This window comes from Solwaraspora sp. WMMA2065 (assembly GCF_030345075.1).
Lineage (GTDB): Bacteria > Actinomycetota > Actinomycetes > Mycobacteriales > Micromonosporaceae > Micromonospora_E.
On record NZ_CP128361.1, the window covers coordinates 2,525,722 to 2,552,459 of the forward strand.

A 26,738-nucleotide genomic window follows, 5' to 3' on the forward strand; every position below is an offset into this window, starting at 1 on the left:
TTAGAAACCCTCGGCCTGTGCCCGACGTTTCACCTCGCGGGCGCGGTCGCCGCCGAGCGCCGTCGCGGGCGTGCCGGGCAGCGAGTCGTCCGGCCGGTACAGCCAGCCCAGCATCTCCTCGTCGGAGAAGCCGGCGTCGTGCAGCAGGGTCAGGATGCCGGGCAGGTGCTTGCGTACGGTGTGGTTGGCCACCAACTCGGCCGGCACCCGGCGGACCCCGTCGCGGCGGACGGCGAGCAGCTCCCGGTCCCGGATCATCTGGTGGACCTTGCTGATCGTCACGTCGAGGCGTTCGGCGACATCGGGCAGGGTCAGCCAACCGGCCGGCTCGCCGACGGTCACCGGCCCGGTCCCACCGGGGGCCGGCGGCGCTGGGGTCGAGGCGGGATCTGTCACGTCACCACCCTGCCACGCACCAGCCCCGCCGGCACCACTGACCCCGTCCTGGCGCGCCAGGGGCCCGTCCGGTTGCGCCGCGCCGGGTCGCCGTTCGGTGGGCCTGGGCGGGTTGCCAGTTGGTTGCCGTGCGCTGCCGGCAGGTAACGGTTTGGCCCGGTTCGGCGGACCCGGCCTGATCGGAGTTCTGCCCTCCCCCTGCGGCCGCATAGACTGCCTGCCGATGGACACACAGGTCGCCGACTCGCTGCTGGGCTCGTTGATCGACGGGCGGTACCGGATCCGTGCCCGGGTGGCGCGGGGTGGCATGGCGACCGTGTACACGGCGACCGACGAACGGCTCGAGCGCACCGTCGCGCTGAAGATCATCCATCCGACCCAGCTCAACGACGTGCAGGGTCGCGATGCCGGGTTCCTCGACCGGTTCACCGACGAGGCCAAGACCATCGCCCGGCTGACCCACCCCAACGTGGTCGCCGTCTACGACCAGGGCACCCACCTCGGGCTGCCGTACCTGGTGATGGAGTACGTCCGGGGCCGGACGCTGCGCGACGTGCTGGCCGAGCGACGGCGGCTCAACCCGGGCGAGGCGCTGGCGATCCTGGAGCAGATGCTGGCAGCGATCGGTGCCGCCCACCGGGCCGGCCTGGTGCACCGCGACGTCAAACCCGAAAACGTGCTGGTCGCCGAGGCGCCGACCGGCGGCGCCGGGAACCTGATCGACAGCGTCGTGAAGGTCGCCGATTTCGGCCTGGCCCAGGCGGTGCAGGCCAGCGCCGAGGCCGGCGGCGGTCAACTGATGGCCACCGTGGCGTACGTGGCGCCGGAGCTCGTCACCCAGGGCCGGGCCGATCCGCGTACCGACGTCTACTCGGCGGGCATCGTGCTGTTCGAGATGCTCACCGGTCGGGTGCCCTACGACGGTGACCGCCCGGCGGAGGTCGCCTGGCAGCACGTCGACCAGGACGTGCCACCGCCGTCGCAGTCGGTGCCGGGTGTCCCGGCGATGGTCGACGACCTGGTCGTGCGGGCAACCCGCCGGGATCCGGGTGAACGCCCCACCGACGCCGGAGCGCTGCTGTCCGACGTCCAGGTGGTCCGCGACGATCTCGGCAACGCGAGCGCCAATACGGCGGTGCTGCGCCAACTGGCGCAGCCCACGATGGCGGTCTCGCCGGTGCCGGAGGCCGAGCGCCCGTCCTGGGCCCGACTGCCGGAGCCGAAGGACCGACGGGACCGGTCGGCACCGCGCCGACGGGCCGCCTCCAGCACCGTGGTCCGCTCGGCCGCCGCCGGTGGGCCACCGGTGATGGCCAGCGGCGGAGCCGACCCGGCTCCCGGCCGGCGGCGCAGCACCGAGCGGAGCCGGGCGAAGAGCACCGAGCAGCCCGGCGGCGCAGGCCTGGGCGGGCTGCGGGACCGGCTGGTGGAGAACCCGCGGGCCCGGCTGGCGGCGATCGCCGGGGCGCTGGTGTTCCTGCTGCTACTCGGGGTCGGCGGCTGGTGGCTCGGGGCCGGCCGGTACACCGTCGCGCCCAGCATGGTCGGCCTCGACCAGGCGCAGGCACAGGCACTGGCCGCGCAGCGCGGCCTCACGATCAGCGTCGCCGACCCCCGGCACGACGAGAACGTCGCCCGGGATCTGGTGCTGGCCCAGGATCCGCCCAGCAACGGCCGGATCGTCCGCGGCGGCGAGATCACCCTGACCTTCTCCCTCGGTCCCGAGCGCTACGCGGTGCCCGACGTGGTCGGCAAGACGCTCGACCTGGCCCGGGTCGACCTGGAGAAGGCGCAGCTGGTGTTGGAGCAGGCGGCCGACCGGTACGACGACAACCTGCCCGCCGGCGTGGTGGCCGCCGTCGACCCGCCGGTCGGCACCGAGGTGCAGGCCGGCGAGGTGGTGAAGGTGACGGTCAGCAAGGGCCGGGCCCCGATCACCGTGCCCAACGTAGTGGGGCTCGACGTCGACGAGGCCCGGCGGATGCTGGAGGAGCTCAAGCTCGAGCCGCTGGTCGCCTCCGAGGAGTCGGACAAGCCGAAGGACCAGGTCATCGGTCAGGAGCCGGCGGACGGCGCCGGGGTGGAAGAGGGTACGGAGATCAAGCTCAGGGTGAGCGAGGGCCCGCCGGCGGTCGTCGTGCCGAGGATGATCGACCGGCCATGTCAGGAGGCGCTGGCCGAACTGCAGGGCCTGGGCTTCCCGGTCCGGGTCGACTTCAACCCCAACGGCACGGTCCGCTACCAGAGCCCCAACGACGGGTCCGAGGTGCCGCCCGGCACCGAGATCGTGATCGGCTGTCTCTGAGATGTCGGTCGACGGTTCCGCCGGGCACCGGCCGGTCGGCTCGCACACGCCCACCTCGGGCGGGCTGGCCCGAGCCGCGCTGCCGTACGCCGACGCGGCCGCCTCCGAGGTGGTGCAGGTGTACATCGGCAACTCGCGCGGCTGGGCGATGCCCGACGGCGACCCGGCCCAGGACGTGGCGTTCCGCGACGGCTGCGCCGAGCGTGGGCTGCGCGCGTACATCCACGCCTCGCTGCTGGTGAACCTCGGATCGCCGACCGCCGCCACGGTGGAACGCTCTGCCGCGACCCTGGCGCACGCGCTGCGCCGGGGCCGGGCGATCGGCGCCGAGGCGGTCATCTTCCACGCCGGCAGCGCCGTCGACGACGGGTACGCCGACACCGCTATGCGGCAGGTCCGCGAGGCGCTGCTGCCGTTGCTGGACGCCGCCGAGGCCGCCGACGGACCGATGCTGCTGGTCGAGCCGAGCGCCGGCGGCGGCCGGTCGCTGGCGTCCCGGGTGGAGCATCTGCGGCCGTACCTCGCCGCGGTGGACTGGCATCCCCGGATGGGCGTCTGCTTCGACACCTGCCACGCGTGGGCCGCCGGGCACGACGTGGCCGGCCCGGGTGGCATGACCGCGACGATCGACGCGCTGGTCGACGCCGTCGGGGCGGACCGGCTGCGGCTGGTGCACGCCAACGACTCCCGCGACGGTTGCGGGTCCACCCGGGACCGGCACGAGACGATCGGCGCGGGCATGATCGGCGAGGCGGCGTTCGCCGAGCTGATGCGGCATCCGGCCACTGCCGGCGTGCCGGTGCTGGTCGAGACGCCGAGCGAGAAGCACGTCGGGCACGCCGCCGACGTCGCGACGCTGCGTCGCCTGGTCGAGGCGGCGACTGTGCGCTAGCGGCGCAGAATGGCGCCGAGCACCTCGCCCGCCCGGTCCACCGCCGTGTCGTCGACGTCCAGGTGTGTGACCAGCCGGGCGGCGGTCGGCCCGAGCACCGACACCAGCACCCCGTCGGCCCGGGCCGCCTCGGCCAGTGCCGGGGCGTCCAGCGTGGTCTTGGTCAGATCGAGACCGACGATGTTGCTGCGCACCTGGTCCGGGCACGCCACACCGTACGGCTCCAACGCCTGCGCCAGTCGGGCCGCCCGCACATGGTCGTCGGCGAGCCGGTCCACGTGGTGCGCCAGGGCGTACCGCCCGGCGGCGGCGAGCACCCCGGCCTGACGCATCCCGCCGCCCATCCGCTTACGCAGGACGCGGGCGGCCGCGACCCGCTCGGCGCTGCCGACCAGCACCGAGCCGACCGGTGCGCCGAGCCCTTTGGACAGGCACACCGAGACGGTGTCGAACAACGCGCCGTAGTCGGCCAGCGGCACGCCGTCGGCGACGTGGGCGTGCCAGATCCGGGCACCGTCGCAGTGCAGCGCCACCCCGGCCGCGGCGGTCACCTCGCGGAGGCGGCGCAGCACCGGCGTACCGATGATCTGCCCGCCGGAGCGGTTGTGGGTCTGCTCGACGGCGACCGCCCGGGTCGGCACCGCGCCGAAGCCGGCCGGCCGGATCATCGCCGCGACCAGGTCCGGGTCCGGGTCACCGCCGGCGGCCGGCCAGGTCCGCGAGGAGATCCCGCCGTACGCCGCCGCAGCACCGACCTCGTAGGTGACCACGTGTGCGTCGGCGTCGCAGAGCAACTCGCCGCCGGGCGGCACCAGGGTCTGCAGGGCGACCTGGTTGGCCATCGTACCGGTCGGGGCGAACAGTCCGGCCTCGTGCCCGAACATCGCCGCGACCTCGGACTCCAGCGCGTTGACCGTCGGATCCTCGCCGTACACGTCGTCGCCGACCTCGGCGGCGGCCATCGCCGCCCGCATCCCCGGCGTCGGCCGGGTGACGGTGTCCGACCGCAGGTCGACCACCGGCCCGGCGGCGCTGCCGAGCGGGGTCGGCTCAGCCACGGAGCATCTCCGCGACCAGGAAGGCCAGCTCCAGGGACTGCTGGGTGTTGAGCCGCGGATCGCAGGCGGTCTCGTAGCGGTCCGGCAGGTGGATGTCCTCGATCGCCTGAGCGCCGCCGAGGCACTCGGTGACGTCCTCACCGGTCAACTCGACGTGCAGACCACCGGGGTGGGTCAGCAGGCCCCGGTGCACCTCGAAGTAGCCGAGCACCTCGTCGACGATCCGGTCGAAGTGTCGGGTCTTGTAGCCGTTGGACGACTCGTGGGTGTTGCCGTGCATCGGGTCGCACTGCCACACCACCCGGGCACCGGCGGCGGTGACCTTCTCCACGATCGGCGGCAGCGCGTCGCGGACCTTGTGGTTGCCCATCCGGCTGATCAGCGTGAGCCGGCCGGGGATGTTGTCCGGGTTGAGCTTCTCGCACAGTTCGAGGGCCTGCTCGGGGCTGGTGCCGGGGCCGAGCTTGACGCCGATCGGGTTGGCGATGCGGGAGATGAAGTCGATGTGCGCGCCGTCGATCTGCCGGGTCCGCTCGCCGACCCACAGGAAGTGCCCGGACAGTCCGTAGGGGCGCTCGCCGGAGATCCGGGTCAGCGCCCGGTCGTACTCCAGCGCGAGCGCCTCGTGCGAGCAGTAGAGGGTGACAGTCCGCAACGCCTCGTCGTCGGTCATCCCGCAGGCCTGGATGAACGCCAACGCCCGGTCGATCTCCCGGGCGATCGCCTCGTAGCGTTCGCCGGCCGGGGACCGCTTGACGAACCCCTTGTTCCAGTCGTGCACCGCGTGCAGGTCGGCCAGCCCACCGGCGAGGTAGGCGCGGAGCATGTTCATCGCGGCGGCGGAGTTGGCGTACGCCCGGATCATCCGCTGCGGATCGGCGATCCGGGCCTGGGCCGTGGTGTCCAGCGAGTTGATCATGTCGCCGCGGTACGCGGGCAGCCCGAGCGCGTCGGTCGGCGCGGATCGGGGCTTGGTGTACTGACCGGCGACCCGGGCCACCTTGACCACCGGCAGCGACGCGCCGTACGTCAGCACCACCGCCATCTGCAGGATGGTACGGGCGTTGGCCAGCAGGTGGCTCTCGGTGTTGTCGGTGAAGGTCTCGGCGCAGTCGCCGCCCTGCAGCAGGAAGGCCTTGCCGTCACAGACCAGCGCCAGCCGCTCCCGCAACTGGTCGACCTCGTACGGGGCGACCACCGACGGGACGTTGCCCAGCACCTGGCACACCTCGTCGACGACGGCCGGATCCGGCCAGGGCGGTGTCTGTGCCCGGGGCAGGCCACGCCACCGGTCCAGTCCGAACGCCTCGTCCTCGACCGAGTTGGCGGCGGGACGGCTGGTCTGCAGGCTCGGGTGCCCGACCGACGGGTAGCTCAACTGATGCCATTCTTGGCCCATGGCCAAAGCCTAGACCGGCGGCGCGGCGACGGACCCGCCGGCCGGGCCGGCACCGGGCTCACCCCGCCGGGGCGGTGCCGGGCTCGCCCGCCGGGGCGGGAGGTGGTCCGCTAGCCGGGGCGGTGCCGGCACCGCTGGGCTGGTCCGTCGGCGCCGTTGTCTCGTCGTGGATGCACCAGTCGCCGTCACCGGCGCCGACCGGCGTCACGGTGAACACGAGACGGACCTGGATCGTCTCAGGCCCGGCCCGGAGCGTGGTGGATCCGACGGCAGCGGTGACGGTGGCGGTGACCTCGTGGCCGACCGGGACCGGCCGGGAAGCCACGATCTCCCCCTGCTCCACCATCACCGACTCGGCGAAGTCGCCGTTGGGGCCGGTGGCGCTCGCGTCGAAGATCTCCTGAGTCGCGGCGCAGAGTTGGGCGCGCCCTTTGTCGAGGTCCTTGGCGACCATCGCGTCGAGGTAGTCCTGCACGAGCCGCCGGGACTCTTCGGCACCAATAGGCACGTCCGTCCCGGTCGGTTCCGGCTGTGGTTGCGGGCTGACGGTGCAGCCGGTGGCCGTCGATATCAGCAGGGCCAGGGTGCCGACGGCCATGCCGCAGGCTGGTAGCGACCTGGTCCGCATCCGCAGCGCGCTGGTCCGCATTCGATCCCTCCCGTGCCGCTGGCCGATGTCGCGGCAGGCCGCCGTCACCAGCCGCCGAGTCTACGACCGGACCGGCGGAAACTGATCCGTCATGGGATTGACATGCCGTCAACACAGTCGTAGCTTCCTTGTCGAATCGCTTCGTCGAAGCGTTTCGACAACCAAGTCGCCCCCTTCACCGATCAGCCGCGTTCGAGCCCCCGCCGCCAGCGGGCGGCCTCACCGCGGTCCGTGACCTTCACCCGACCCCTGTCCCCGTGGCGGCGCCCGCACCGCGCCGCCCCTGCGGCACACCCGCGAGGAGGCTGGAAATGTTCCGTCGACAGATAACAAGCACCCGCACCCTGATAGCCGCCGCACTCACCGCTACCGCCCTGACCCTGTCGGCCTGCGGCGCCGATGCCGACGACAGCGGCGACGGCAGCACCCTGCGCCTGTGGCACTACGAAGGCGTCAACAGCGCCATGGGCATCGCCTGGGCCGAAGCCATCAAGCAGTTCGAGGCCAGCCATCCCGGCGTCACCGTGGTCTACGAGGAGAAGGGCTTTGAGCAGATCCGGCAGAACGCCGGCATGATCCTCAACTCCGACGAGGGCCCGGACATCCTGGAGTACAACAAGGGCAACGCGAGCGCCGGTCTGCTGTCCAAGCAAGGCCTGCTCACCGACCTCAGCGACGTGGTGGCCGAACGCGGCTGGGACGAGATGATCTCGCCGAGCGTCGCCACCACCTGCAGGTACGACGGCAACGGGGTGATGGGTGGCGACACCTGGTACGGCATCCCCAACTACGGCGAATTCGTGATGGTCTACTACAACAAGGACATGTTCGCCGAGTACGACCTGTCGGTGCCGACCACCTTCGCCGAGTTCGAAGGCGTCCTGGACACCTTCGTCGACAACGGCGTCACTCCGATCTCGGTCGGCGGCGCCGAGTACCCGGCCCAGCAGATCCTCTACGAGTTGGCGTTGACCCGGGCCGACCGGTCCTTTGTCGACGACTTTCAGCTGTACGCCAACCCGGTCGACTTCCACGGTCCGGAGTTCAGCTACGCGGCCACCACGTTCGCCGAGTGGGTCGACAAGGGCTACATCGGCGCCGACTCCGCCGGCATCAAGGCCGAGGACATGGGCGTCGCCTTCACCCAGGGCAGCTTCCCGATCATGATCTCCGGCAGCTGGTGGTACGGCCGGATGAGCGACGAGATCACCGACTTCGAGTGGGGCACCTTCCTCTTCCCCGGCAGCGACCTGCACCCCGGCTCCGGCGGAAACATCTGGGTGGTGCCGAGCAACGCCAAGAACAAGGACCTCGCCTACGACTTCATCGACATCACCATGCAGCCGGACATCCAGAACCTGCTCGGCGAGTCCGGCGGGGTGCCGCTGGCCGCGGACCCGGCCGCGATCACCAACCCGAAGGCCAAGGAGCTGATCGAGAACTTCAACACGCTCAACGACTCCGACGGGCTGGCCTTCTACCCGGACTGGCCGGCACCGGGCTACTACGACGTCCTGGTCGCCGGGGTCCAGCAGCTGATCAACGGCAGCAAGTCGCCGGACGAGGTGCTCGACGAGATCGCCAAGCCGTACAACGACAACCTGGCCAGCATCGGCGAGTGAGCGACGACCGTGCGCCGGGGACGCCGGTCCCCGGCGCACGGTCCGCTCCGGGAGGTTCCATGGCTAAGCCGCTCACCCGCCCCCACCCCCGTTCCCGTCACCGGAAAGCGGACTACGGATACGTAGCCTTCCTGCTCCCCGGGATCGTGCTGTTCCTCGCCGTGATCGTCGTGCCACTGCTGATGAACATCGGGATCAGCTTCACCCGCTGGTCCGGTGTCGGGACGCCGGAGTGGATCGGGTTCGACAACTACGATCGGCTGCTGCGCGACACCAACTTCTGGGTCTCGTTCCGCAACATCGGGTTCATCATCCTCGCGATGGCGGTGCTGCCGACGCTGCTCGGCCTGTTCCTCGCCGCGGTCCTGTTCGACTACGTGGCCAAACGCATCGGCCCACGTACGGCCAGCGTCTTCCGGTCCGGCCTCTACCTGCCGCAGGTGCTGCCGGTCGCGGTGACCGGCATTGTCTGGGGCTGGATCCTGCACCCCAGCTACGGCGCGCTGAACTCGATCCTGGACCGCGTCGGCCTTGGCGCCCTCGCCCAGAACTGGCTCGGCGACCCGGCCTACGCCCTGTTCAGCGTCATGGCGGTGATGGTCTGGTTCCAGCTCGGCTACCCGGTCGTGATGTTCATGGCCGGCCTGCAGCGGGTCGATCCGGAACTCTACGAGGCGGCCGATCTCGACGGTGCCGGCTGGTTCCAGCGCTTCACCCGGATCGCGGTGCATCAGATCAAGCCGGAGATCTACGTCGTACTGGTCACCACCACCATCGCCGCGCTGAAGATCTTCGGGCAGATCTTCGTGCTGACCCGGGGTGGTCCAGGCAACGCCACCCTGGTGCCGTCGTACTTCGCCTACCAGAACTTCTTTGAGAAGGCCAACGCCGGATACGGCGCGGCGATCGCCACCGTACTGACCGTCATCATCATGATACTGACCTATGTGTTCCTGCGGATCCAGACCCGCGATGAGCGCCTGGAAGGGAGCTGAGATGGTCGCCGCCACCCCACCTGCCCGGCGCGGCCGGCCCGGCCGGCTGACCGCGTCGACCGTCCTGACCGCATTGACCGTGCTCACCCTGCTGGTGCTGGCGCCGTTCCTGGTTGTGGCCCTCAACGCGGTCAAGGCGCCGGCCGAGTACGCCGCGGATGGTCCACTCTCGCTACCCGGTGAGCTCTACCTGCGCGGCATCGTCGACTTCTGGTTCCGGGTCGACTTCGGCGAGAAGCTGTGGAACAGCTTCCTGATCAGCGCCACGGTCGCCGTACTAGCGGTGCTGATCTCGGTGCTCAACGCGTACGCTATCGGGATCGGTCGCCTGCGGGGTCGGATCGCGTTCCTGATGTTCTTCCTGCTGGCCAACCTGCTGCCGCAGGAGGCGCTGGTCTACCCGCTCTACTATTTGTCCAAACAGGTTGGTCTGTACAACAGCCGGATCGCCGTCATCATCATCTTCACCGCGATCCAGGCGGCGTTCGGCACCTATCTGCTCTCCTCGGTGTTCCGGGACTTCCCGCGACAGTTGCTGGAGGCCGCCGCGATGGACGGGGCGGGCAAGTGGCGGGTGCTGTGGAAGGTGGTGGTGCCGACCAGCTGGCCGACCCTGTCGGTGCTGTTCACCTTCTTTTTCATCTGGACCTGGAACGAGTTCTTCCTGCCGCTGATCTTCCTGATCTCCAACGACAAGCAGACGGTTCCGGTCGCGCTCGGCGTCCTGCAGGGAGACCGGATGATGGACGCCACCACCACCAGCGCGTCAGCGCTGCTCGGCATCGTGCCGGCGGTGCTGTTCTTCCTGATCTTCCAGCGCACCCTGACCCGGGGTGTGATGGCCGGCGCGGTCAAGTAGGACCTGACCCGAGAGAGAGTGCGATGAAATTCAGCAACGGCTACTGGCGGATGCGCGACGGCGTACGGCCGCTCTATCCGGCTCAGGTGCACGACGTCGAGGTCGAGCCGTCGGCACTGACGGTGTACGCCCCGACCAGACGGATCACCGGTCGCGGCGACACCCTCAACCAGCCGCTGCTCACCGTACGCTGCACCTCCCCCGCTCCCGACGTGATTTCCGTCCAGGTGGGACACTTCCTCGGCCGGCGGCGCCGGCATCCGGACTTCGCCCTGGCCATCGAGCCGGACACCGACGTCCAGGTGACCGATGAGGCCGAGTACGCCAGCATCACCTCGGGTGAGTTGACCGCCCGGTTCGCCCGGGGCGACAGCTGGCGGCTCGAGTTCGTGGCCGCCGGCCGGGTGCTCACCGGCAGCGGCTACAAGAGCATGGCCGCGTTGGACACCGACGACGGGTCGTACGTGCGGGAACAGCTCAGCCTCGGCGTCGGCGAGACGGTGTACGGACTCGGCGAACGGTTCGGTCCGCTGGTCCGCAACGGTCAGGTGGTCGACATCTGGCAGGAGGACGGCGGCACCAGCAGCGAGCAGGCGTACAAGAACGTCCCGTTCTACCTCACCACCGGCGGGTACGGGGTGTTCGTCAACCACCCCGGACTGGTCTCGTTCGAAGTCGGCTCCGAGGTGGTCTCCCGAGTGTCGTTCAGCGTCGCCGGGCAGAGCCTGGAGTACCTGGTCATCTACGGCCCGACGCCGCGCGAGATCCTGCGCAAGTACACCGCCCTGACCGGCCGCCCGGCCCTGCCGCCGGCCTGGTCGTTCGGGCTGTGGCTGAGCACCTCGTTCACCACTTCCTACGACGAGCAGACGGTCAGCTCGTTCATCGACACCATGGCGGAGCTGGAGTTGCCGCTGTCGGTGTTCCACTTCGACTGTTTCTGGATGCGCGAGTTCCACTGGTCGAACTTCGAATGGGATCCGCGGGTCTTTCCCGAGCCTGAGCTGATGCTCGAACGGCTCCGCAAGCGGGACCTGAAGATCTGCGTGTGGATCAACCCGTACATCGCGCAGCGGTCGGCGCTGTTCGCCGAGGGGGCGGCGCGGGGCTACCTGGTCCGGACCGCAGACGGCGACGTCTGGCAGTGCGACCTCTGGCAGGCCGGGATGGGTCTGGTCGACTTCACCAACCCGGACGCCCGACGCTGGTACGCCGACAAGTTGCGGGCGTTGCTGGACATGGGCGTCGACGCGTTCAAGACCGACTTCGGTGAGCGGATCCCGACCGACGTGGTCTGGCACGACGGCGGCGACCCGGAACGGATGCACAACTACTACACGCACCTGTACAACCGGACGGTGTTCGACCTGCTCCGGGAGCACCGCGGCGAGGGCGAGGCGGTGCTGTTCGCCCGGTCGGCGACCGCCGGCGGGCAGCAGTTCCCGGTGCACTGGGGCGGTGACTGCGAATCCACCTTCGAGTCGATGGCGGAGAGCCTGCGTGGCGGGCTGTCGCTGGCGATGTCCGGATTCGGCTTCTGGAGTCACGACATCGGCGGTTTCGAGGGCCGGCCGGCGCCGGAGGTGTTCAAGCGCTGGATCCCGTTCGGGCTGCTCTCCTCGCACAGTCGGTTGCACGGCAGCCAGACCTACCGGGTGCCGTGGACGTTCGACGAAGAGGCGGTCGACGTGCTGCGGGTCTTCACCCGGCTCAAGGCCCGGCTGATGCCGTACCTGTTCGGTCAGGCGGTACTGGCCCATCGGGACGGGATCCCGGTGATGCGCCCACTGGTCGCCGACTTCCCGGACGACCCTGCGGTGACCCATCTGGAGCGGCAGTATCTGCTCGGGGACAGTCTGCTGGTGGCGCCGGCGTTCCGGGCCGACGGGCAGGTGGACTTCTACCTGCCGGCCGGCACCTGGACCCACCTGCAGACCGGTGAGGAGGTCACCGGCCCGGGCTGGGTGCGCCGGACGGTCGGGTTCGACCAGGTGCCGGTGCTGGTGCGCCCCGGCACGGTGCTGCCGCTCGGGGCGAACGCGGACCGACCGGACTACCCGTACGTCGACGGGGTGACCCTGGCGGTGTACCAGCTCGCCGACGGGCAACAGGTGCAGGTGTCGGTGCCGGCGTTGGACGGGTCCGAGGCCGCCCGGTTCGTGGTCGCCCGGCACGGCACGGCGGTCACCGCGGACCGGGTCGCCGGGCCGGCCCTGCCGTGGCGGGTGCAGCTGGTCGGCCACGGCGAGGTCCGGGAGGTGGCCGCCGACATCAGCCGGTGGCAGGGGGAACTGACGGACCGGTAGCCGGGTTGGCCGCCGGGTCCGTTGCCGCCCCGGCGGTGAGGGCACCGGCGACCGAGGCGGCCAGCCGGGCGACGTAGCCGCGCGGCAGCGGGGTACGGGCCACCGCGAGCCGCCAGTAGAGCGGGCCGACCATCAGGTCGACGACGAAGTCGGGATCGGTGTCGGCGGGCAGTTCGCCCCGCCGCACCGCCCGGTTCGTCACCAGGGTGCCGATCCCCCGCTGGTTGTCCCGCAGGGCTGCCTGCAGGGTCTGCGCGATCGCCGGGTTGCGGGCCGCCTCGGCGAGCAGGTCCGGCACGATCTGCCCGGCCAACGGATGCCGCAACGCCCGGGCCGCGATGGTCAGCACCAGCTCAAGGTCACCGCGCAGCGAGCCGCTGTCCGGCACGGCGGTCACCCCGACCGCGACCTCGGAGACGATCCCGATGACCATCTCCAGTTTTGAACCCCACCGCCGGTAGACGGCGGTCTTGCCGACCCCGGCCCGGCGGGCCACCGCTTCGATCGACATCCTGCCGTAGCCGACTGCGGCCAGTTCCTGCAACGCGGCAGCCCGGATCGCCTGCGTCACATCCTCCCGCAGTACCGCCGCGCCCGCCGGCGGTCGCTTTCCGTCGCCCTGCATTCGAGCCAGTGTAACCGCACGACGGTACGGTTGCGTATCGTCGTCGCCTCCCCTACCGTTTCCGTCAGGACGCGACGGTATCGTTCCGTGCCATCGGACATGAAAGATGAGCAGCCGGGCATGAACCGGCCTCACCGGTCCGGCCCCACCCGTGCCATCGGGTCGCGCGGCACCGTCGTCGCGGCGTCCGGGACGAGAGGTACCCGTCGGAGAGGGGCACGGGTGTGCACGAGCGGCAGCGTTGGCTGATGGAAGGACAGATCGGATGCGGCAGCCAACCAGTGGTACGACCGTGACGCTGGAACCGGACAGCGGGCCCACCCTCGCCGAGCTGGCCCGACAACACGGCCTGGCGGTGAGCGGTGCCCGCCCGTCGCTGGGTGCCTACGTCAAGCAGTTGTGGTCGCGGCGGCACTTCATCTGGGCGTACTCCAACGCCCGGCTGATCGCCATGTACACCAACGCCCGGCTGGGTCAGATCTGGCAGGTGATCACCCCGCTGGCCAACGCCGGGGTCTACTTCCTGGTCTTCGGGCTGCTGCTGGGCACCGACCGCGGCATCGACAACTACATCGCGTACCTCTGCACCGGGATCTTCATCTTCACCTTCACCCAGCAGGCGGTGACCACCTCGGCCCGGTCGATCGGCGACAACATGAACCTGATCCGGGCGGTGCACTTCCCCCGGGCCAGCCTGCCGTTGACCTCGGTGCTGGTGCAGTTGCAGCAACTCGCCCCGTCGATGGCCGTGCTGGCGGTGATCATGCTGGCCACCGGTGAGTGGATCGACCTCAGCTGGCTGCTGCTGATCCCGGCGTTGCTGCTGCAGACGCTGTTCAGCGGCGGGCTGGCCATGATGGTGGCCCGCTGGGCGGCCCGCACCAGTGACCTCTCCCAACTGCTGCCGTTCGTGATGCGGACCTGGCTGTACTCGTCCGGCGTGTTCTACAGCATCGACCGGTTCACCGGCGACCTGCCCGGCTGGGTGGTCACCGTGCTGCAGTTCAACCCGATGGCGGTATACATCGACCTGGTCCGCTACGCGTTGATGGATTCGATGGGCAGCCCGCCCGGGTACCTGTGGCCGGCGGCCGGCGGCTGGGCCGTGCTGATGGGTGTGGTGGGCTTCATCTACTTCTGGCGCGCGGAGGAGGAGTACGGCCGTGGCTGACCTGCTGGACGCACCGGCTTCCGGGGCCGACACCCGGGTGCCCACCGTGATCGTCGACAACCTGCACGTCGTCTACCGGATCAACACCGGCGGCGGCGGGCGCAACAGCCCCGTCGCGGCGCTGCGGCGGATCGCGACCCGCAAGCAGGCCCCGACGGTACGCGAGGTGCACGCCATCCGCGGCGTCAGCTTCGTGGCGCACCGCGGCGAGGCGATCGGGCTGATCGGCAGCAACGGCTCCGGCAAATCGACCCTGCTGCGCGCGGTGGCCGGCCTGCTGCCGCCGCGCCGGGGCAAGGTATACACCCAGGGCCAGCCGTCCCTGCTCGGGGTGAACGCCGCTCTGATGAACGACCTGACCGGCGAACGCAACGTGGTGCTCGGCTGCCTGGCGATGGGGATGAGCCCGGCGGAGGTGCGGGCGAAGTACGACGGGATCGTGCAGTTCTCCGGCATCAACGAGCGGGACGACTTCGCGTCGCTGCCGATGCGGACCTACTCGTCGGGTATGGCGGCCCGACTGCGGTTCTCGATCGCCGCCGCGAAGAGCCACGATGTGCTGATGATCGACGAGGCGCTGGCCACCGGCGACGCCGCGTTCCAGCGGCGCAGCGAGGAACGGGTCCGTGAGCTGCGGGCCGAGGCCGGGACCGTCTTCCTGGTCAGCCACAGCAACAAGTCGATTCTGGACACCTGTGAGCGCAGTATCTGGCTGGAGTCCGGCGTGATCCGCATGGACGGGCCGAGCACCGAGGTGGTCAAGGCCTACCAGGAGTACGCCAACCGCAGGTGACCCGAGCCGGGTGTCCGGGGGCGGCGTACCCGCCGCCCCCGGACACCCGTGCGGGTGGTGGTTTCAGCCTCAGCCGAGACCGGTGCGGATCGCGCTGACCAGTTCACCGTTGCCGGTGTCGCCGGACAACTCCCAGAAGAACGCCCCGCCGAGGCCCTGCCCCTTGGCGTAGTTCATCTTGCCGCCGATGGTGGCCGGGGTGTCGTAGCTCCACCAGTTGTTGCCGCACTTGGCGTACGCGGTGCCGCCGACGGTGCCGGTCGCCGGACAGGTGTTCTTGAGCACCTTGTAGTCCTCGATGCCCTGCTCGTAGGTGCCCGGCGCCGGACCGGTGGCGGTGCCCCCCGGAGCGCTCTGGCTGACGCCGCTCCAGCCCCGACCGTAGAAGCCGATGCCGAGCAGCAGCTTGTTCGCCGGGATGCCCTTGCTCTTCAGCTTCTGAATCGCCGCGTCCGACCAGAAGCCCTGCTGCGGGATTCCCGGGTACGAGGTCAGGGGCGAGTGCGGGGCGGTCGGTCCCTGCGCGTTGAAGGCACCGAAGTAGTCGTACGTCATCGGCATGATCCAGTTCAGGTCGCCGACCGCTCCGGCGTAGTCGGCCGCGTCGATCTTGCCGCCGTTGCTGCCGTCCGCGGTGATCGCCGCGGTCACCAGCGCGCTCGACCCGAACCGGTCACGCAGTGCCGAGATCAGGTTCCGGAATGCCGCAGGACCGCTGGAGTCGCAGGTCAGGCCGCAGGCGTTGGGGTACTCCCAGTCGATGTCGATACCGTCGAACACGTCCGCCCAGCGCGGGTCCTCGACCAGGTTGTAGCAGGACTCGGCGAACGCGGCCGGGTTCTGCGCGGCCTGGGTGAAGCCGCCGGACCAGGTCCAGCCGCCGAACGACCAGATCACCTTCAGGTGCGGATACATCGCCTTGAGCTTGCGCAGCTGATTGAAGTTGCCCCGCAACGGCTGGTCCCAGGTGTCGGCGACCCCGTCGACGCTGTCCGCGGCGGTGTACGCCTTCTCGTAATCGGCGTAGCTGTCCCCGATGGCGCAGCGCCCACCGGCGGTGTTGCCGAAGGCGTACATGATGTGAGTCATCTTCGACGCCGACCCACTCGTGTGGATGTTGCGCACGTGGTAGTTGCGGGCGTAGACCCCCCACTGGGTGAAGTAGCCGACCACCTTCTGCCCACCGGGCGGCGGGGGCGGAGTCGTCGGCGGTGGCGTGGTAGGCGGCGCGGTGGTAGGCGGCGCCGTCGTCGGAGGTGGCGCGGTGGTCGGGGCCGGGCCGCCTGCGCAGGAGACCCCGTTGATGGTGCAGTTCTGCGGTGCCCGGAAGGCGCCGGTGCCGATGTATCCCCAGCTGAACGAGGCTCCTGGCGCGAGACCACCGGCCCAGCTCTTCTTCACCGCGGTGTACCGGTTGCCGCTGCGCGTCACCTCGGCGTCCCAGAAGCTGCTGATGGTGGTACCGGCCGGCAGGTCGAACTCGATCCGCCAGGTGCCGACGGTGGCGTCGGAGCCGTTGGCGACCGTCACCCGGACCTCGTGGCCGGTACCCCAGTCGGAGCTGGCGACGAAGCTGGCGGAGATGGTGCCGGCGCCGAACGCCGCAGTGACCGGCACCGCCGCCGCAGCCGTCACCACGGCCAGCGCCCCGGCCCAGACGGCGCGGCGCAGTGATCTTCTCATCAGGCGTCTCCCCATTTAGTTAGGAAACTTTCCATAAAGTGCCTGAGACGCTACTCACACATCGACCAGTTCGTCAAGATGTCGATATCTCGATGGCTGCGACTCGACCAGGTGTCATCCCGACAGCAGCGGGGACCGCGCGGGACGAACCCGGGGCTCAGATCCGGCGGCGGCCGGAGAACCCGCACTCCAGGCGGTGGTACCAGCGGATCTCGCCGTCGCCCTCCAGCCAGCACCACAGGACCGGACGGTCGTCCAGCTCGCCCGGGAAGTCGAGCAGCACCGGGGCGACGCTCTTGACCTGGATCTCCTGCTCGTTCAGCTCGTCGAGAATCCCGTAGATCCGCGCTTCCAGCCCTTTCACCTCGGCCAGACCGCCGTGCGGGCTGTCCGATCCGGCCGCCAGATCCGCCCGCAACTCAGCCAGGTCAGCGCGGAGCAGGACCAACTCGTCGATCCGTGGACGGAGGGTTGCCATCAGGTGGCGTGCCTGGGCGAGGGTGAACACGTTCTCCAGTATGGTCCATCACCACTCTTCGTGGGTCGACCGGTCACCGGAGGACTGCGGCCGACCGTTACACAAGGCCGCCGGACTGCGGCCTGACCGCCCGGCACGGCCACTGACCCGGACGGCTGCCCCGGGCCGCCGCCGGTCGCCGTGCGCCGGCGGCGGCACTGGGCGCGTCGGCGGAACGCGCCCGGCAGCCGGCCGCAGGGGGGCAGCCAGGGCCGGCTGTCGACGTCGCCGCAGGGGAAGTCACGACACGACGCCGGTGCGGCGGTCGCTCAGCTCCGGCGGGCTTCATTCCCGTCGAGCCACCTACGACCACCTATGTCGCAAACGGTAGCCACACCGACACGTTCAGCGGAAGAGGGTGAGCGTGAATGAATACCTCAGCCGTGCTGCGCGGCCAACTCCCGAGCACGGTCGCGGGCCGCTTCCAGGGCGGCGAGCAGCGCCGCCCGGACCCCGTGGTTCTCCAGCTCGCGGATGGCCGAGATGGTGGTGCCGGCCGGCGAGGTGACGGCCTCGCGCAGCTTGACCGGATGCTCGCCGGAGTCCCGCAGCATCACCGCCGAACCGATCGCCGTCTGCACGATCAGGTCGTGCGCCACCTGGCGGGGCAGCCCGAGCAGAATTCCGGCGTCGATCATCGCCTCGACCAGCAGGTAGAAATAGGCCGGGCCGGAACCGGACAACGCGGTGACCGCGTCCTGCTGGGTCTCCGGCACCCGGATCGTGACACCGAGCGGCTGGAACATCTCCTCGGCGAGGGCCAGATGCGCGGCGGTGGCGTGCCGGCCAGCGGAAATGGCGGTCATCGCCTGGTCCACCAGCGCCGGGGTGTTGGTCATCACCCGTACCACCGGGGTGCCGTCCGGTAGCCGGCGGGCGAAGAACTCGGTCGGCAGGCCCGCGCAGAGCGAAACGACCAGCTTGTCCGCCGGCACCTTGGGGCCGATCTGGTCCAGCAGGGTGGCGGCGTCCTGCGGCTTGACCGCCACGGCCAGCACCTCCGCCTCGGCCACTGCGGTGTGGTTGTCCACCACCGACACGCCGTAGCGCACCGCGACGTCCTCGGCCCGCTCCCGCCGCCGGGTCGTGGCCAGCAGTTGATCGGCCGGCCAGCCGGCCCGCAACAGGCCGGAGAGGACCAGTTCGCCGATCTTGCCGGCACCGATCACGGCCACCTTGTGCGCGCCGGGAGACATCCGTACGTCATCCTCTCTCGAACCGGTCCGAACCGAACCGCGACGAACCAGAACCGGACCGAACCGAACCGCGCCGGACCGGGCGGAGCGGCGCCCTGGCGAGAGCCGCCCATCCCGGCCCGAAATCGGTCGTCAGCTGCCGAAGAAGACCTCGGCCTCGGTGTAGCGCTCCAGTGGCACGGTCTTGAGCTCCCGGGTCGCCTCGGCCAACGGCACCCGGACGATGTCGGTCCCCCGGATACCGACCATCTTGCCCCAGTCTCCGTCGTTGGCGGCGTCGATGGCGTGCAGGCCGAGCCGGGTGGCGAGCACCCGGTCGAAGGCGGTGGGGGTGCCGCCGCGCTGGATGTGCCCCAGCACGACGGTCCGGGCCTCCTTGCCCGTCTTGGCCTCCAGCTGCTCGGCGAGCCACTGGCCGATGCCGCCGAGTCGGACGTGGCCGAAGGAGTCAAGCTCCTTGTTCTGCAGGACCATCTGGCCCTCCATCGGGTGGGCGCCCTCGGCGACCACCACGATCGGGGCGTACTGCTTCTGAAAGCGCTTCTCGACGTAGGTGGCGACCTGCTCGACGTCGAACTCGCGCTCCGGCAGCAGGATCACGTTCGCCCCGCCGGCGAGTCCGGCGTGCAGCGCGATCCAGCCGGCATGCCGACCCATGACCTCGACCACCAGGGTGCGGTGGTGGCTCTCGGCGGTGGTGTGCAGCCGGTCGATGGCCTCCATCGCGATGTTGACCGCGGTGTCGAAGCCGAAGGTGTAGTCGGTGGCGCCGAGGTCGTTGTCGATCGTCTTCGGCACGCCGACCACCTGGACGCCGAGTTCGTGCAGCTTGGTGGCGACGCCGAGGGTGTCCTCGCCGCCGATCGCTACCAGGGCGTCCACGCCCTGGGACGCCAGGTTCTCCTTGATCCGCTCGACCCCGCCGTCGATCTTGAACGGGTTGGTCCGGGACGAACCGAGGATGGTGCCACCCCGGGGCAGGATGCCCCGTACCTCGTCGATACCGAGAGGCCGGCTCAGCCCCTCCAGCGGTCCGCGCCAGCCGTCGCGGAATCCGATGAACTCGTGACCGTAGCTGGCGACGCCCTTGCGCACCACCGCCCTGATCACTGCGTTCAGGCCGGGGCAGTCGCCGCCGCCGGTGAGCACGCCGATACGCATGATCCGCTCATCCTCCAGGAAACTGTGCGGTAGACCCACTCGAGCCCCAGGAACGAAGTCCGGTCAGACCGTCGGCATCATTGCCGGCCCGGGGCGGGCCGTCAGTGCGCACTTTATCGGCCCGGCCAGCGACCGGGCGAGCAGACCCCGAGGATCACCGGACCGTCGGTGGCCCGGTCACCGCAGGTACGCCCGGCAGATCACCTGCCAGCGGGCGAGATTGTGGCGTGCGTCGACGAGCGCGTCGTGCCGGTCGGCGGCCGACGCCGGCAGATCCGGCCGACCGACGTCGTCCCACCGCTGCCGCAGGTCCTTGGTGAACCGGGGGATCTCCCGGGGCAGGGCCGGCATGGCCCCCCACAACTGGGCCAGCGCCACATGGTCGTACGCGGCGTACCAGGCCCACAGCTCCAACTCGGTGGCCGAACCGTCGCGCAGCGGCGCGACCAGGAAGGCGTACAGGTCGTCGCGGATCCGTGACCGGGACCGCCAGGCCGGATCGGCCGGTGACGGCAGCTTGTCGAGCACGTGACGACGCACCCACGGCACCGCCCGGGCACCGTCGAACTCGGTAGAGACCGCGTAGAACTCCCGGCCGTGCTCGTCGACGACACCGATCGAAACCAGGTCGACGAGGCGCCCGTCCTCGATGAACTCGCAGTCGTAGAAGTAGCGGTAGATCATTACCGCCATCCTCGCCGATACCGGAAATAGACCCCCATCGGGGTACCGGCCGGAGCGTCGCTGTCGACCAGCTCGCTCCGACCGGTACCGCATCCCCACGGCCGGATCCGCCGGGCCCCCGTGTCGGCCCCCACCCGCCGGTGGATCTGGCCGCTAGCCTGCCGGTTTGTCGGGCACAGGACTGTCACAGAAATGATTGTGGGGGTGTACACCACGCGACACGGCAGCCATGATCTGATGTTGACACCGTTGTCCGAACGGTATCTATTTCATGTTCGCCTGGGTCGGGTGATGCACCCCGGACGGGCACGATGGTGCCCCCGGTGGGATGGTGCCCTTGGTGGGGAGGGGTTGGACCGTGGAGATGCGCCTGCCGGAGCCGGGTGACGCGCTCACCGGCGTGGACATGTTCGCCGGGCTCGAACCGGAGGTCCGGCAACGGGTCATCGCTGCCGCCGTACCCCGCACCTACCGCAGGGGTCAGTTGCTCTTCGTCGAGAACGACCCGGGCGAATCGCTCATCGTGCTCAAGAGGGGTGCCGTCGCGGTCTTCCGCACCGCGCCGACCGGCGAACGTGCAGTGCTGTCCGTCGTCCGCCCACCCGACGTGCTCGGCGAGGTGTCGCTGCTGGACGCGTCGACCCGGTCGGCGTCCGCCGAGGCCATCGAGGACTGCACCGCGCTGGCGTTGTCCCGGGGCGCGTTCATGGATCTGGTGCACTCCAACCCGCGCATCCTCGACGCGGTGATGCGCTCGCTCGGTGGGCTGATCCGCCGGCTCACCGAGCAGAACGCCGATCACGTCTTCCTCGATCTGCCCGGTCGGGTGGCCAAGACGCTGGTCCGGCTGGCCGGGGAGAGCCAGGCACCGATGATCACCATCGAGTTGAACCAGAGCCAACTGGCGGAGATGGCCGGTGGCTCCCGGCAGAGCGTCAACCAGGCGATCGGATCGTTCAGCAACCGAGGTTGGCTGCGTACCGAGGGTCGGCGGATCGTGGTGACCGACGTGGCCGCGCTGCGCCGCCGGGCCGGGATGGCCGACCGCTGAGCCGGAGTGGCCGACCGCTGAGGACGAAACCGGCGGCACGCGCGTGGCGCGCGTACCGCCGGGTCTGACGTCTGCCGCCGTCAGGGCTGGCTGCTGGTCGGGCCGATCCAGTTGGTGCCGACCTTCTCCCCGGTCGGACCGATCCACTCCTCGGCCACGACACCCTCCTCCTGCAACTTCGCCAGCGTGCCGGCGTCGAGATCGATCATCTCCCCCGCGCCGTGGCTGGCCCCGGACGGATCCGTCCAGTCCTGCTCCAACTTGACGTACACCATGTCAGGACTCCCCTGCTCGGTCTGATCTGGCCAGATGAATGTAGCCCGGTACCACCCGTAGATGGACTGTCCATTAGCCAACAGCCCGGTTTTGGACAGTTGACCGCACCGGCGATACTCGGCCTGACGCACCCGCCGTGACCTGTGAGTCCGGCCACCCCGGCAGGTCGGGTCCGGCACCACCACGCCCGGCCAGGCGAAGCCGCTGGCCAGGGCAGGTGGCCAGATGCGACAGTAGGCTCCCGACTCGACGTTCCCGCGAGGAGGCTGGCATCGCTGCCCCGTGCGAAAAGTGTGGCCGGACCGCGGCCGACGACGACCGCTACTGCGGCGGCTGCGGTACGGCGCTCATCCCTGTCTGCGCGCACTGCGAACGCCCGCTGGCGGCCGACGCGAGCTTCTGCACCTCCTGCGGGCAGCCGCAGGGCGGCCGACGGCCGACCGAGCCGAGTCAGGAGGACCGACGTCGGGTCAGCGTCCTGTTCATCGACCTGATCAACTTCACGCCGTACGTGGAACGGGTCGATCCCGAACAGGTCCGGCGGATGCAGACGAACTTCTTCTCCATCGCGCGTCGGGTCGTCGGCCAGTACGGCGGGGTGGTGGAGAAGTACATCGGCGACGCGGTGATGGCGCTGTTCGGTGCGCCGGTGGCCACCGAGAACGACGCCCTGCGCTGCGTCCGGGCCGGGCTCGACCTGCGCCGCGCCCTGACCGAGTTCACCGCTTCCGCCGGCGAGGGACTCCGGTTCCGTATCGGCGTGGCCACCGGCGAGGCGCTGGTCGACACCGGTGCGGCCCGCGACGGTGGCCAGGCGTTCCTGGCCGGCGACGTGGTCAACACCGCATCCCGGATGCAGTCGGTGGCACCGACCGACGGATTGCTGGTGTGTGGCGTCACGCACGGGCTGACCAAGGAGGCCATCCGCTACGATCCGCAACCGGCGGTGACGCTGCGCGGACGGTCGTCACCGACCGAGGTGTGGCTGGCGCTGGCCCCGTTGCGTCCGGTGCCGGCCGACCGGCAGACCGACGCGACCCCGCTGATCGACCGCGAACACGAGTTGGGGTTGCTGGTCAACGCGCTGTACCGGTCGATCCGCGACCAGCGGCCCCAGGTGCTCACGTTGCTCGGCCAGGCCGGCATCGGCAAGAGCCGGCTGGTCCGGGAGCTGCTGCGGCACACCGAACGCCTGGTCGACCAGCCGGTCACCTGGCGGATCGGGCGCTGCCCGCCGTTCGGGGAGAACGTCACGTTCGCCGCGCTCGCCGACATCGTCAAGGCCGAGGCCGGCATCCTCGACACCGACCTGGCCACCGTCGCCGAGCAGAAGCTGGCCGCCGGGGTCCAGGGGCTGGTCGGGCCGGAGGCGGACCGGCTGGTCGACGCGCTGCGCCCACTGGTCGGGCTGCCGCACCGCAACCTGCCGGCCGAGGAGACCGAGTCGGCGTGGCGGCGCTTCCTGCTCGCCCTGGCCGCCCGGCAGCCGACCGTGCTGGTCTTCGAGGACCTGCACTGGGCCGACGAGGCGATGCTGCGCTTCGTCGAGCTGCTCGGCGCCTCCGCCCGGCAGGTGCCGCTGCTGTTGCTGTGCACCGCCCGGCCCGAGCTGACCAGCCGTGAGCCGGCCTGGGCGGGCACCACCCCGGGCGCGCTGACCATCACCCTGCCGCCGCTGCGCGACACCGGAGTGGCCGCGCTGTACGCGCACATGTTCGGCGCGGCGCCGTTCTCGGCCGATCTGCTCGGCCCGTTGATCGAGGTGGCCGACGGCAACCCGCTCTACGCCCACGAGTACGTGCGGATGCTGATGGAGCAGGGGGCGTTGCGGCGCAGCGGCCGTGGTTGGGCGTTGACCCGCAGCGGACGGCTGCCGATCCCGGACAGTGTGCACGGGGTGATCGCCAACCGGATGGATCTGCTGGACGCCACCGACCGGGCGGTGCTGCTCGCCGCCGCCGTGGTCGGGGTGCAGTTCTGGCCCGGCGCGGTCGCCGCCGCCCTCGGCCAGCCGGTGGAGCTGGTCGACCGGGCGCTGCGCCGGTTGGAGCAGCGCGACTTCGTCCACGAACAGCCGGATTCGACGATGGCGCAGCAACCCGAGTTCCGGTTCCGCCACGTGCTGGTCCGCGACGTCTGCTACCAGCGGTTGCCCCGTAACGAACGGGTCGCCCGGCACGCCCGGACCGCCGACTGGTTGGACACCCTCGCCGGCGACCGGGACACCGACCTGGCCGAGGTGCTGGCCCACCACCGGTGGGCGGCGCACGAGATCGCGGACACGCTGGGTCTGGAGACCCACGGGTACGCCGGGGCCGCCCGGGACGCCCTGCACCGTGCGGCCCGCCGGGCGTACGCCCTACACGCGCTGGACGTGGCGAGCGGGCACGTGGAACGCGCGCTGCGCCTGGTGACCGTCGCCGGCACCGACGGGCTGGGTGAGCGGTTGCAGCTCGAACTGCTCGGTGCCGAGCTCGCGTTTCTGCGCGACGGCCCGGGTTTCCTCGCCGACGGGGGCACCGAACGGCTGAGTACGCTCGCCGACCAGCTGGCCGACGTCGACGATCAGGGGTGCGCGGCCCGGGCCTGGACCCTGCTCGGGCGGGCCGCCTGGCTGCGGACCGACCGGGACGAGGCGCTGCGCTGCCTGGACCGGGCGGTGGAGCTGTTCGACGCGCTGCCGGACACCGATCAGAAGGCCGACGCGTACGCCGAGCTGGGCCGGCTGCACATGCTCAACCTGGAACGGGATCCGGCGGTCGCGGCGGCCGGCGCGGCGGCCGAGATCGCCGACCGGCTGGGGCTGACCGAGACGCTGGTCAACGCCCGGATCACCGTTGCCATGGCCCGGTACCAGTCCGGGGACCGGTCCGGGCTCGACGAGCTGCGGGCGGCCACCGCGATGTGTCGCGAGCACCAACTGCTCGCGCTGCCCCGGGCACTGCAGAACCTGTCGTACGCGTTGTGTGAAGAGGGCGACTGGTCCGGCGCCCAGGAGCTGATGTCCGGTGCCGCCTCCGGCTCCGGGCTGAGCACCGGATACTCCGGCGAAGCCATGCGTGCCTACTTCGCCGGGGACTTCGCCGCCTTCCTCGCTGCGGCCGACGCCTTCGTCGCGACGCCCAGTGGCCGGTGGGACATCCAGGTACGGGGCCTACGGGCGTGTCTGCGGGTGCTGCGCGGCGATCCGGTGCCGATGGCCGACCAGAGCGGGGTCGACGACGTCGCCGACGCGGTGCGCGCGGCCCGGGACAGCGGCTTCCGTCGGCCGTACTGGAACAGCCTCGGGTTGGGCGCACTGTGCCGGGCGCTGCAGGGACGGGGTGTGGAGGCTGCAGCGCTGCTCGACGAGCTGGACCGGTCCTGGTCGAAGGTGCCCGCGCTGGCCAGCGGCGAGTGGATCGCGGCCGCCGCGTTCGCCGCCGCGTTCGCCGGGCGTGGCGCGGCGGTGCAGGTCCGGGCGATGCTCGACCGGGTGCAGCATCGCACCCCGTGGGCCGAGGCCGCGCTGCGGACGGTGACCGCGGCGGTGGCGGCGGCCGACGGCGAAAACCGCGCGGCAGGTGAGCTGTATGCTGCCGCGGCGGCCGGTTTCGCCGACATCGACGCGACCACCGACCGGATGATCGCGTTGGCGTTGGCCGTGGCGGCGTGGCGGCGTGGCGGCGACCGCGATGCCGACGCGGCGGCGCTGGCCGAGGTGCGAAGCTTCGCGCTGCGCAACAAGGCACCCGGGTTGCTGCACCTCGGCGATCAGGACGCGGGCGGCTACCGCTGGTCTCCGACCCTGGCGTCGTGACCGCAGGCGGCGAGGTTCACGGGCACGGCACCGCACAACGCACTCCCACAACCACCTACCGGCGTGTCACGATTCAAGGGCACGGCACGCCCCCGGCCGGGGGTCCGCCGGCGGACAGGGCCCGACGGCGGCCGGTGAGGAGTTGATTCGGTGTCTGCGGGTGGCGCGCGTCGAGGGCGGCGGGACAACGGCCTCGACGCATCCGAGTACGCCGTGGCCGGCGACGTCGACCCACGGGTCGGCGAACACCTGCTCGACGTGCTCGCCGCCGGTGGGATCGCGGCCTACCTTCAGCCGTCGTCGGACGTCAATCCGGTCACCCGCACGACCACCGTGCCGGCCCGGCCGGTGGACCGGCTCTTCGTCGACCGGGCGCACCTGGACACCGCCCGGGGCTACCTGGTGCAGTTGGCCGAGGACGGCCCGGTCGCGCCGGGCAGCCGCTCCGGTTCCCCGACGACCGGGTCCGGGCAGACCACGTCGCCGGCGTCGGACCCGGTTGTTCCGGCCGGCGCGGGGCAGCAGGCCGGTCGGGACGCCGATGTCGACGCCGTCTGGGCCGGCATCATCGCCAACTACCACGTTCCGGCTCCAGCGGACCCCACCGCCGCGCCCTGGCCGGCCGCCGAGAATCTGCCGCCGGTCGAGAACCTGCCGGTGGAGGGCCGGTCGACCGGTCGGGATCCGCTCGCCGACGGTCCACGCCGGGACGGGACCGCAGGCGAGGGCGACGGCCGTGAGCCGGCCGGCCGGGACGCCACCGATCGCCGGGGCACGACCGATCGGGCCGGCCTCAACCGGGACAGCGACGGCCGGGACAGCGACGACGGTCGCGGCCGCGCCGAGCCGGAGATCACGGCCACCGGCACGCCGGACCCGTTGCCGTGGGCGGTCGGCTACACCAACATCTCCGTCGGACGGCGAGACGACGAGCCGTCCCTACTGGATGGGCTGGACACCTTCGGTGCCCGGTTACCCGACGAGCCGGAGGAGGGATACACCCCTCCCCTGCCGCCTCCGCTGCCCCGGTTGTCGTCGGCTGCGGTCCTCGGGGTACTGGCGATCATCGCCGGCTTCATCCTCTTCGTCTTCCCGACGGTGCTTCCGGTGGATCGTGGACTGGCCATCCTGCTCGGTTTCGCTGGCGTGGTCGGTGGGTTTGTCACGCTGATCTGGCGGCTGCGGCCGGATCACGACGAGGATGACGATCTGGACGACGGCGCGGTCGTCTGAAACCTGACCAACGGATGGCGAAAATTCGGATTCATTGACGACTGTGGTCACTCTGTAACACTCGCGTA

General features: G+C 70.6%; 22 protein-coding genes and 1 pseudogene. 12 read left to right on the top strand and 11 right to left on the bottom strand.

Annotated elements, in window-relative coordinates; genetic code table 11:
• Positions 1-342, bottom strand: a complete 342-nt coding sequence (locus tag O7610_RS11360; protein WP_278174562.1) for an Rv2175c family DNA-binding protein — start codon at positions 340-342, stop codon at positions 1-3.
• A 277-nt stretch (positions 343-619) separates the two neighbouring features.
• Here O7610_RS11360 and pknB point away from each other — a divergent pair, with 277 nt between their 5' ends.
• Together pknB and O7610_RS11370 are read left to right on the top strand one after the other, a co-directional pair.
• Entirely contained in the window at positions 620-2,701 is a 2,082-nt protein-coding gene (pknB, locus tag O7610_RS11365) for a Stk1 family PASTA domain-containing Ser/Thr kinase (protein WP_281550711.1), read from the top strand.
• 1 nt (position 2,702) lies between these two features.
• Positions 2,703-3,593, top strand: a complete 891-nt coding sequence (locus tag O7610_RS11370; protein ID WP_281550712.1) for a deoxyribonuclease IV — start codon at positions 2,703-2,705, stop codon at positions 3,591-3,593.
• Here O7610_RS11370 and O7610_RS11375 read toward each other — a convergent pair.
• The 3 genes from O7610_RS11375 to O7610_RS11385 are packed head-to-tail and all read right to left on the bottom strand — an operon-like array spanning position 3,590 to position 6,699.
• Positions 3,590-4,612: a threonine aldolase family protein gene (locus O7610_RS11375; protein WP_289213605.1), complete on the bottom strand. Its 1,023-nt coding sequence runs from the start codon at positions 4,610-4,612 to the stop codon at positions 3,590-3,592. The two genes, O7610_RS11370 and O7610_RS11375, sit on opposite strands and share 4 nt — an antisense overlap.
• A gap of 31 nt (positions 4,613-4,643) precedes the next feature.
• Positions 4,644-6,050: a class II 3-deoxy-7-phosphoheptulonate synthase gene (locus tag O7610_RS11380; protein ID WP_289213246.1), complete on the bottom strand. Its 1,407-nt coding sequence runs from the start codon at positions 6,048-6,050 to the stop codon at positions 4,644-4,646.
• A gap of 58 nt (positions 6,051-6,108) precedes the next feature.
• A complete protein-coding gene (locus O7610_RS11385) occupies positions 6,109-6,699 on the bottom strand; it encodes a hypothetical protein (protein ID WP_289213247.1) in 591 nt (196 codons plus the stop codon).
• Positions 6,700-7,010: 311 nt separating this feature from the next.
• Here O7610_RS11385 and O7610_RS11390 point away from each other — a divergent pair, with 311 nt between their 5' ends.
• The 4 genes from O7610_RS11390 to yicI are packed head-to-tail and all read left to right on the top strand — an operon-like array spanning position 7,011 to position 12,481.
• Complete coding sequence (locus O7610_RS11390; RefSeq protein ID WP_289213248.1) at positions 7,011-8,321, top strand: ABC transporter substrate-binding protein; 1,311 nt, start codon at positions 7,011-7,013, stop codon at positions 8,319-8,321.
• Positions 8,322-8,380: 59 nt separating this feature from the next.
• Positions 8,381-9,316, top strand: a complete 936-nt coding sequence (locus tag O7610_RS11395; protein WP_289213249.1) for a carbohydrate ABC transporter permease — start codon at positions 8,381-8,383, stop codon at positions 9,314-9,316.
• Positions 9,294-10,175: a carbohydrate ABC transporter permease gene (locus O7610_RS11400; RefSeq protein WP_281550717.1), complete on the top strand. Its 882-nt coding sequence runs from the start codon at positions 9,294-9,296 to the stop codon at positions 10,173-10,175. Before O7610_RS11395 ends, O7610_RS11400 begins: the two co-directional genes overlap by 23 nt.
• A gap of 23 nt (positions 10,176-10,198) precedes the next feature.
• Positions 10,199-12,481: an alpha-xylosidase gene (gene yicI / locus O7610_RS11405; protein ID WP_289213250.1), complete on the top strand. Its 2,283-nt coding sequence runs from the start codon at positions 10,199-10,201 to the stop codon at positions 12,479-12,481.
• Here the strand turns inward: yicI and O7610_RS11410 are convergent.
• Complete coding sequence (locus tag O7610_RS11410) at positions 12,447-13,106, bottom strand: TetR/AcrR family transcriptional regulator (protein WP_281550719.1); 660 nt, start codon at positions 13,104-13,106, stop codon at positions 12,447-12,449. The two genes, yicI and O7610_RS11410, sit on opposite strands and share 35 nt — an antisense overlap.
• Positions 13,107-13,371: 265 nt before the next feature.
• On the opposite strand from O7610_RS11410, the gene O7610_RS11415 reads away from it, so the two are divergent.
• Positions 13,372-14,277, top strand: coding sequence for an ABC transporter permease (locus O7610_RS11415; protein WP_289213251.1), 906 nt, complete (start codon positions 13,372-13,374; stop codon positions 14,275-14,277).
• The gene (locus O7610_RS11420; protein ID WP_278170321.1) at positions 14,270-15,070 is read left to right on the top strand and encodes an ABC transporter ATP-binding protein; all 801 of its coding nucleotides are present in this window, start codon (positions 14,270-14,272) and stop codon (positions 15,068-15,070) included. Before O7610_RS11415 ends, O7610_RS11420 begins: the two co-directional genes overlap by 8 nt.
• A gap of 69 nt (positions 15,071-15,139) precedes the next feature.
• On the opposite strand, the gene O7610_RS11425 is transcribed toward O7610_RS11420, so the two are convergent.
• The 5 genes from O7610_RS11425 to O7610_RS11445 form a co-directional block, all read right to left on the bottom strand.
• Positions 15,140-16,753 carry a glycosyl hydrolase family 18 protein gene (locus O7610_RS11425; RefSeq protein WP_289213252.1) on the bottom strand — a complete coding sequence of 538 codons (1,614 nt, stop codon included), beginning with the start codon at positions 16,751-16,753 and terminating at the stop codon, positions 15,140-15,142.
• A 157-nt stretch (positions 16,754-16,910) separates the two neighbouring features.
• A complete protein-coding gene (locus O7610_RS11430; RefSeq protein WP_289213253.1) occupies positions 16,911-17,261 on the bottom strand; it encodes a DUF2203 domain-containing protein in 351 nt (116 codons plus the stop codon).
• A gap of 386 nt (positions 17,262-17,647) precedes the next feature.
• Positions 17,648-18,466: a pyrroline-5-carboxylate reductase gene (gene proC, locus O7610_RS11435; RefSeq protein ID WP_281550722.1), complete on the bottom strand. Its 819-nt coding sequence runs from the start codon at positions 18,464-18,466 to the stop codon at positions 17,648-17,650.
• Positions 18,467-18,598: 132 nt separating this feature from the next.
• Positions 18,599-19,627: a 6-phosphofructokinase gene (locus O7610_RS11440; RefSeq protein WP_278170326.1), complete on the bottom strand. Its 1,029-nt coding sequence runs from the start codon at positions 19,625-19,627 to the stop codon at positions 18,599-18,601.
• A 177-nt stretch (positions 19,628-19,804) separates the two neighbouring features.
• Entirely contained in the window at positions 19,805-20,311 is a 507-nt protein-coding gene (locus O7610_RS11445) for a polyadenylate-specific 3'-exoribonuclease AS (protein WP_281550724.1), read from the bottom strand.
• 358 nt (positions 20,312-20,669) lie between these two features.
• Here O7610_RS11445 and O7610_RS11450 point away from each other — a divergent pair, with 358 nt between their 5' ends.
• Positions 20,670-21,362, top strand: coding sequence for a Crp/Fnr family transcriptional regulator (locus O7610_RS11450; RefSeq protein ID WP_281550725.1), 693 nt, complete (start codon positions 20,670-20,672; stop codon positions 21,360-21,362).
• Between the two features lie 80 nt (positions 21,363-21,442).
• On the opposite strand, the gene O7610_RS11455 is transcribed toward O7610_RS11450, so the two are convergent.
• Entirely contained in the window at positions 21,443-21,637 is a 195-nt protein-coding gene (locus O7610_RS11455; RefSeq protein WP_281550726.1) for a hypothetical protein, read from the bottom strand.
• Positions 21,638-21,855: 218 nt separating this feature from the next.
• Between O7610_RS11455 and O7610_RS11460 the strand changes: the two genes are divergently transcribed.
• The 3 genes and pseudogenes from O7610_RS11460 to O7610_RS11470 all read left to right on the top strand — a co-directional run bounded on the left by O7610_RS11460 (position 21,856) and on the right by O7610_RS11470 (position 26,670).
• Positions 21,856-25,437 carry an ATP-binding protein gene (locus tag O7610_RS11460; RefSeq protein ID WP_289213254.1) on the top strand — a complete coding sequence of 1,194 codons (3,582 nt, stop codon included), beginning with the start codon at positions 21,856-21,858 and terminating at the stop codon, positions 25,435-25,437.
• 150 nt (positions 25,438-25,587) lie between these two features.
• Positions 25,588-25,860: pseudogene (locus O7610_RS11465) on the top strand (DUF308 domain-containing protein); the annotation flags it as partial.
• The gene (locus tag O7610_RS11470) at positions 25,840-26,670 is read left to right on the top strand and encodes a DUF308 domain-containing protein (protein WP_281555639.1); all 831 of its coding nucleotides are present in this window, start codon (positions 25,840-25,842) and stop codon (positions 26,668-26,670) included. The pseudogene O7610_RS11465 and the gene O7610_RS11470, both read left to right, overlap by 21 nt.
• The last annotated feature ends 68 nt before the right edge of the window (positions 26,671-26,738 follow it).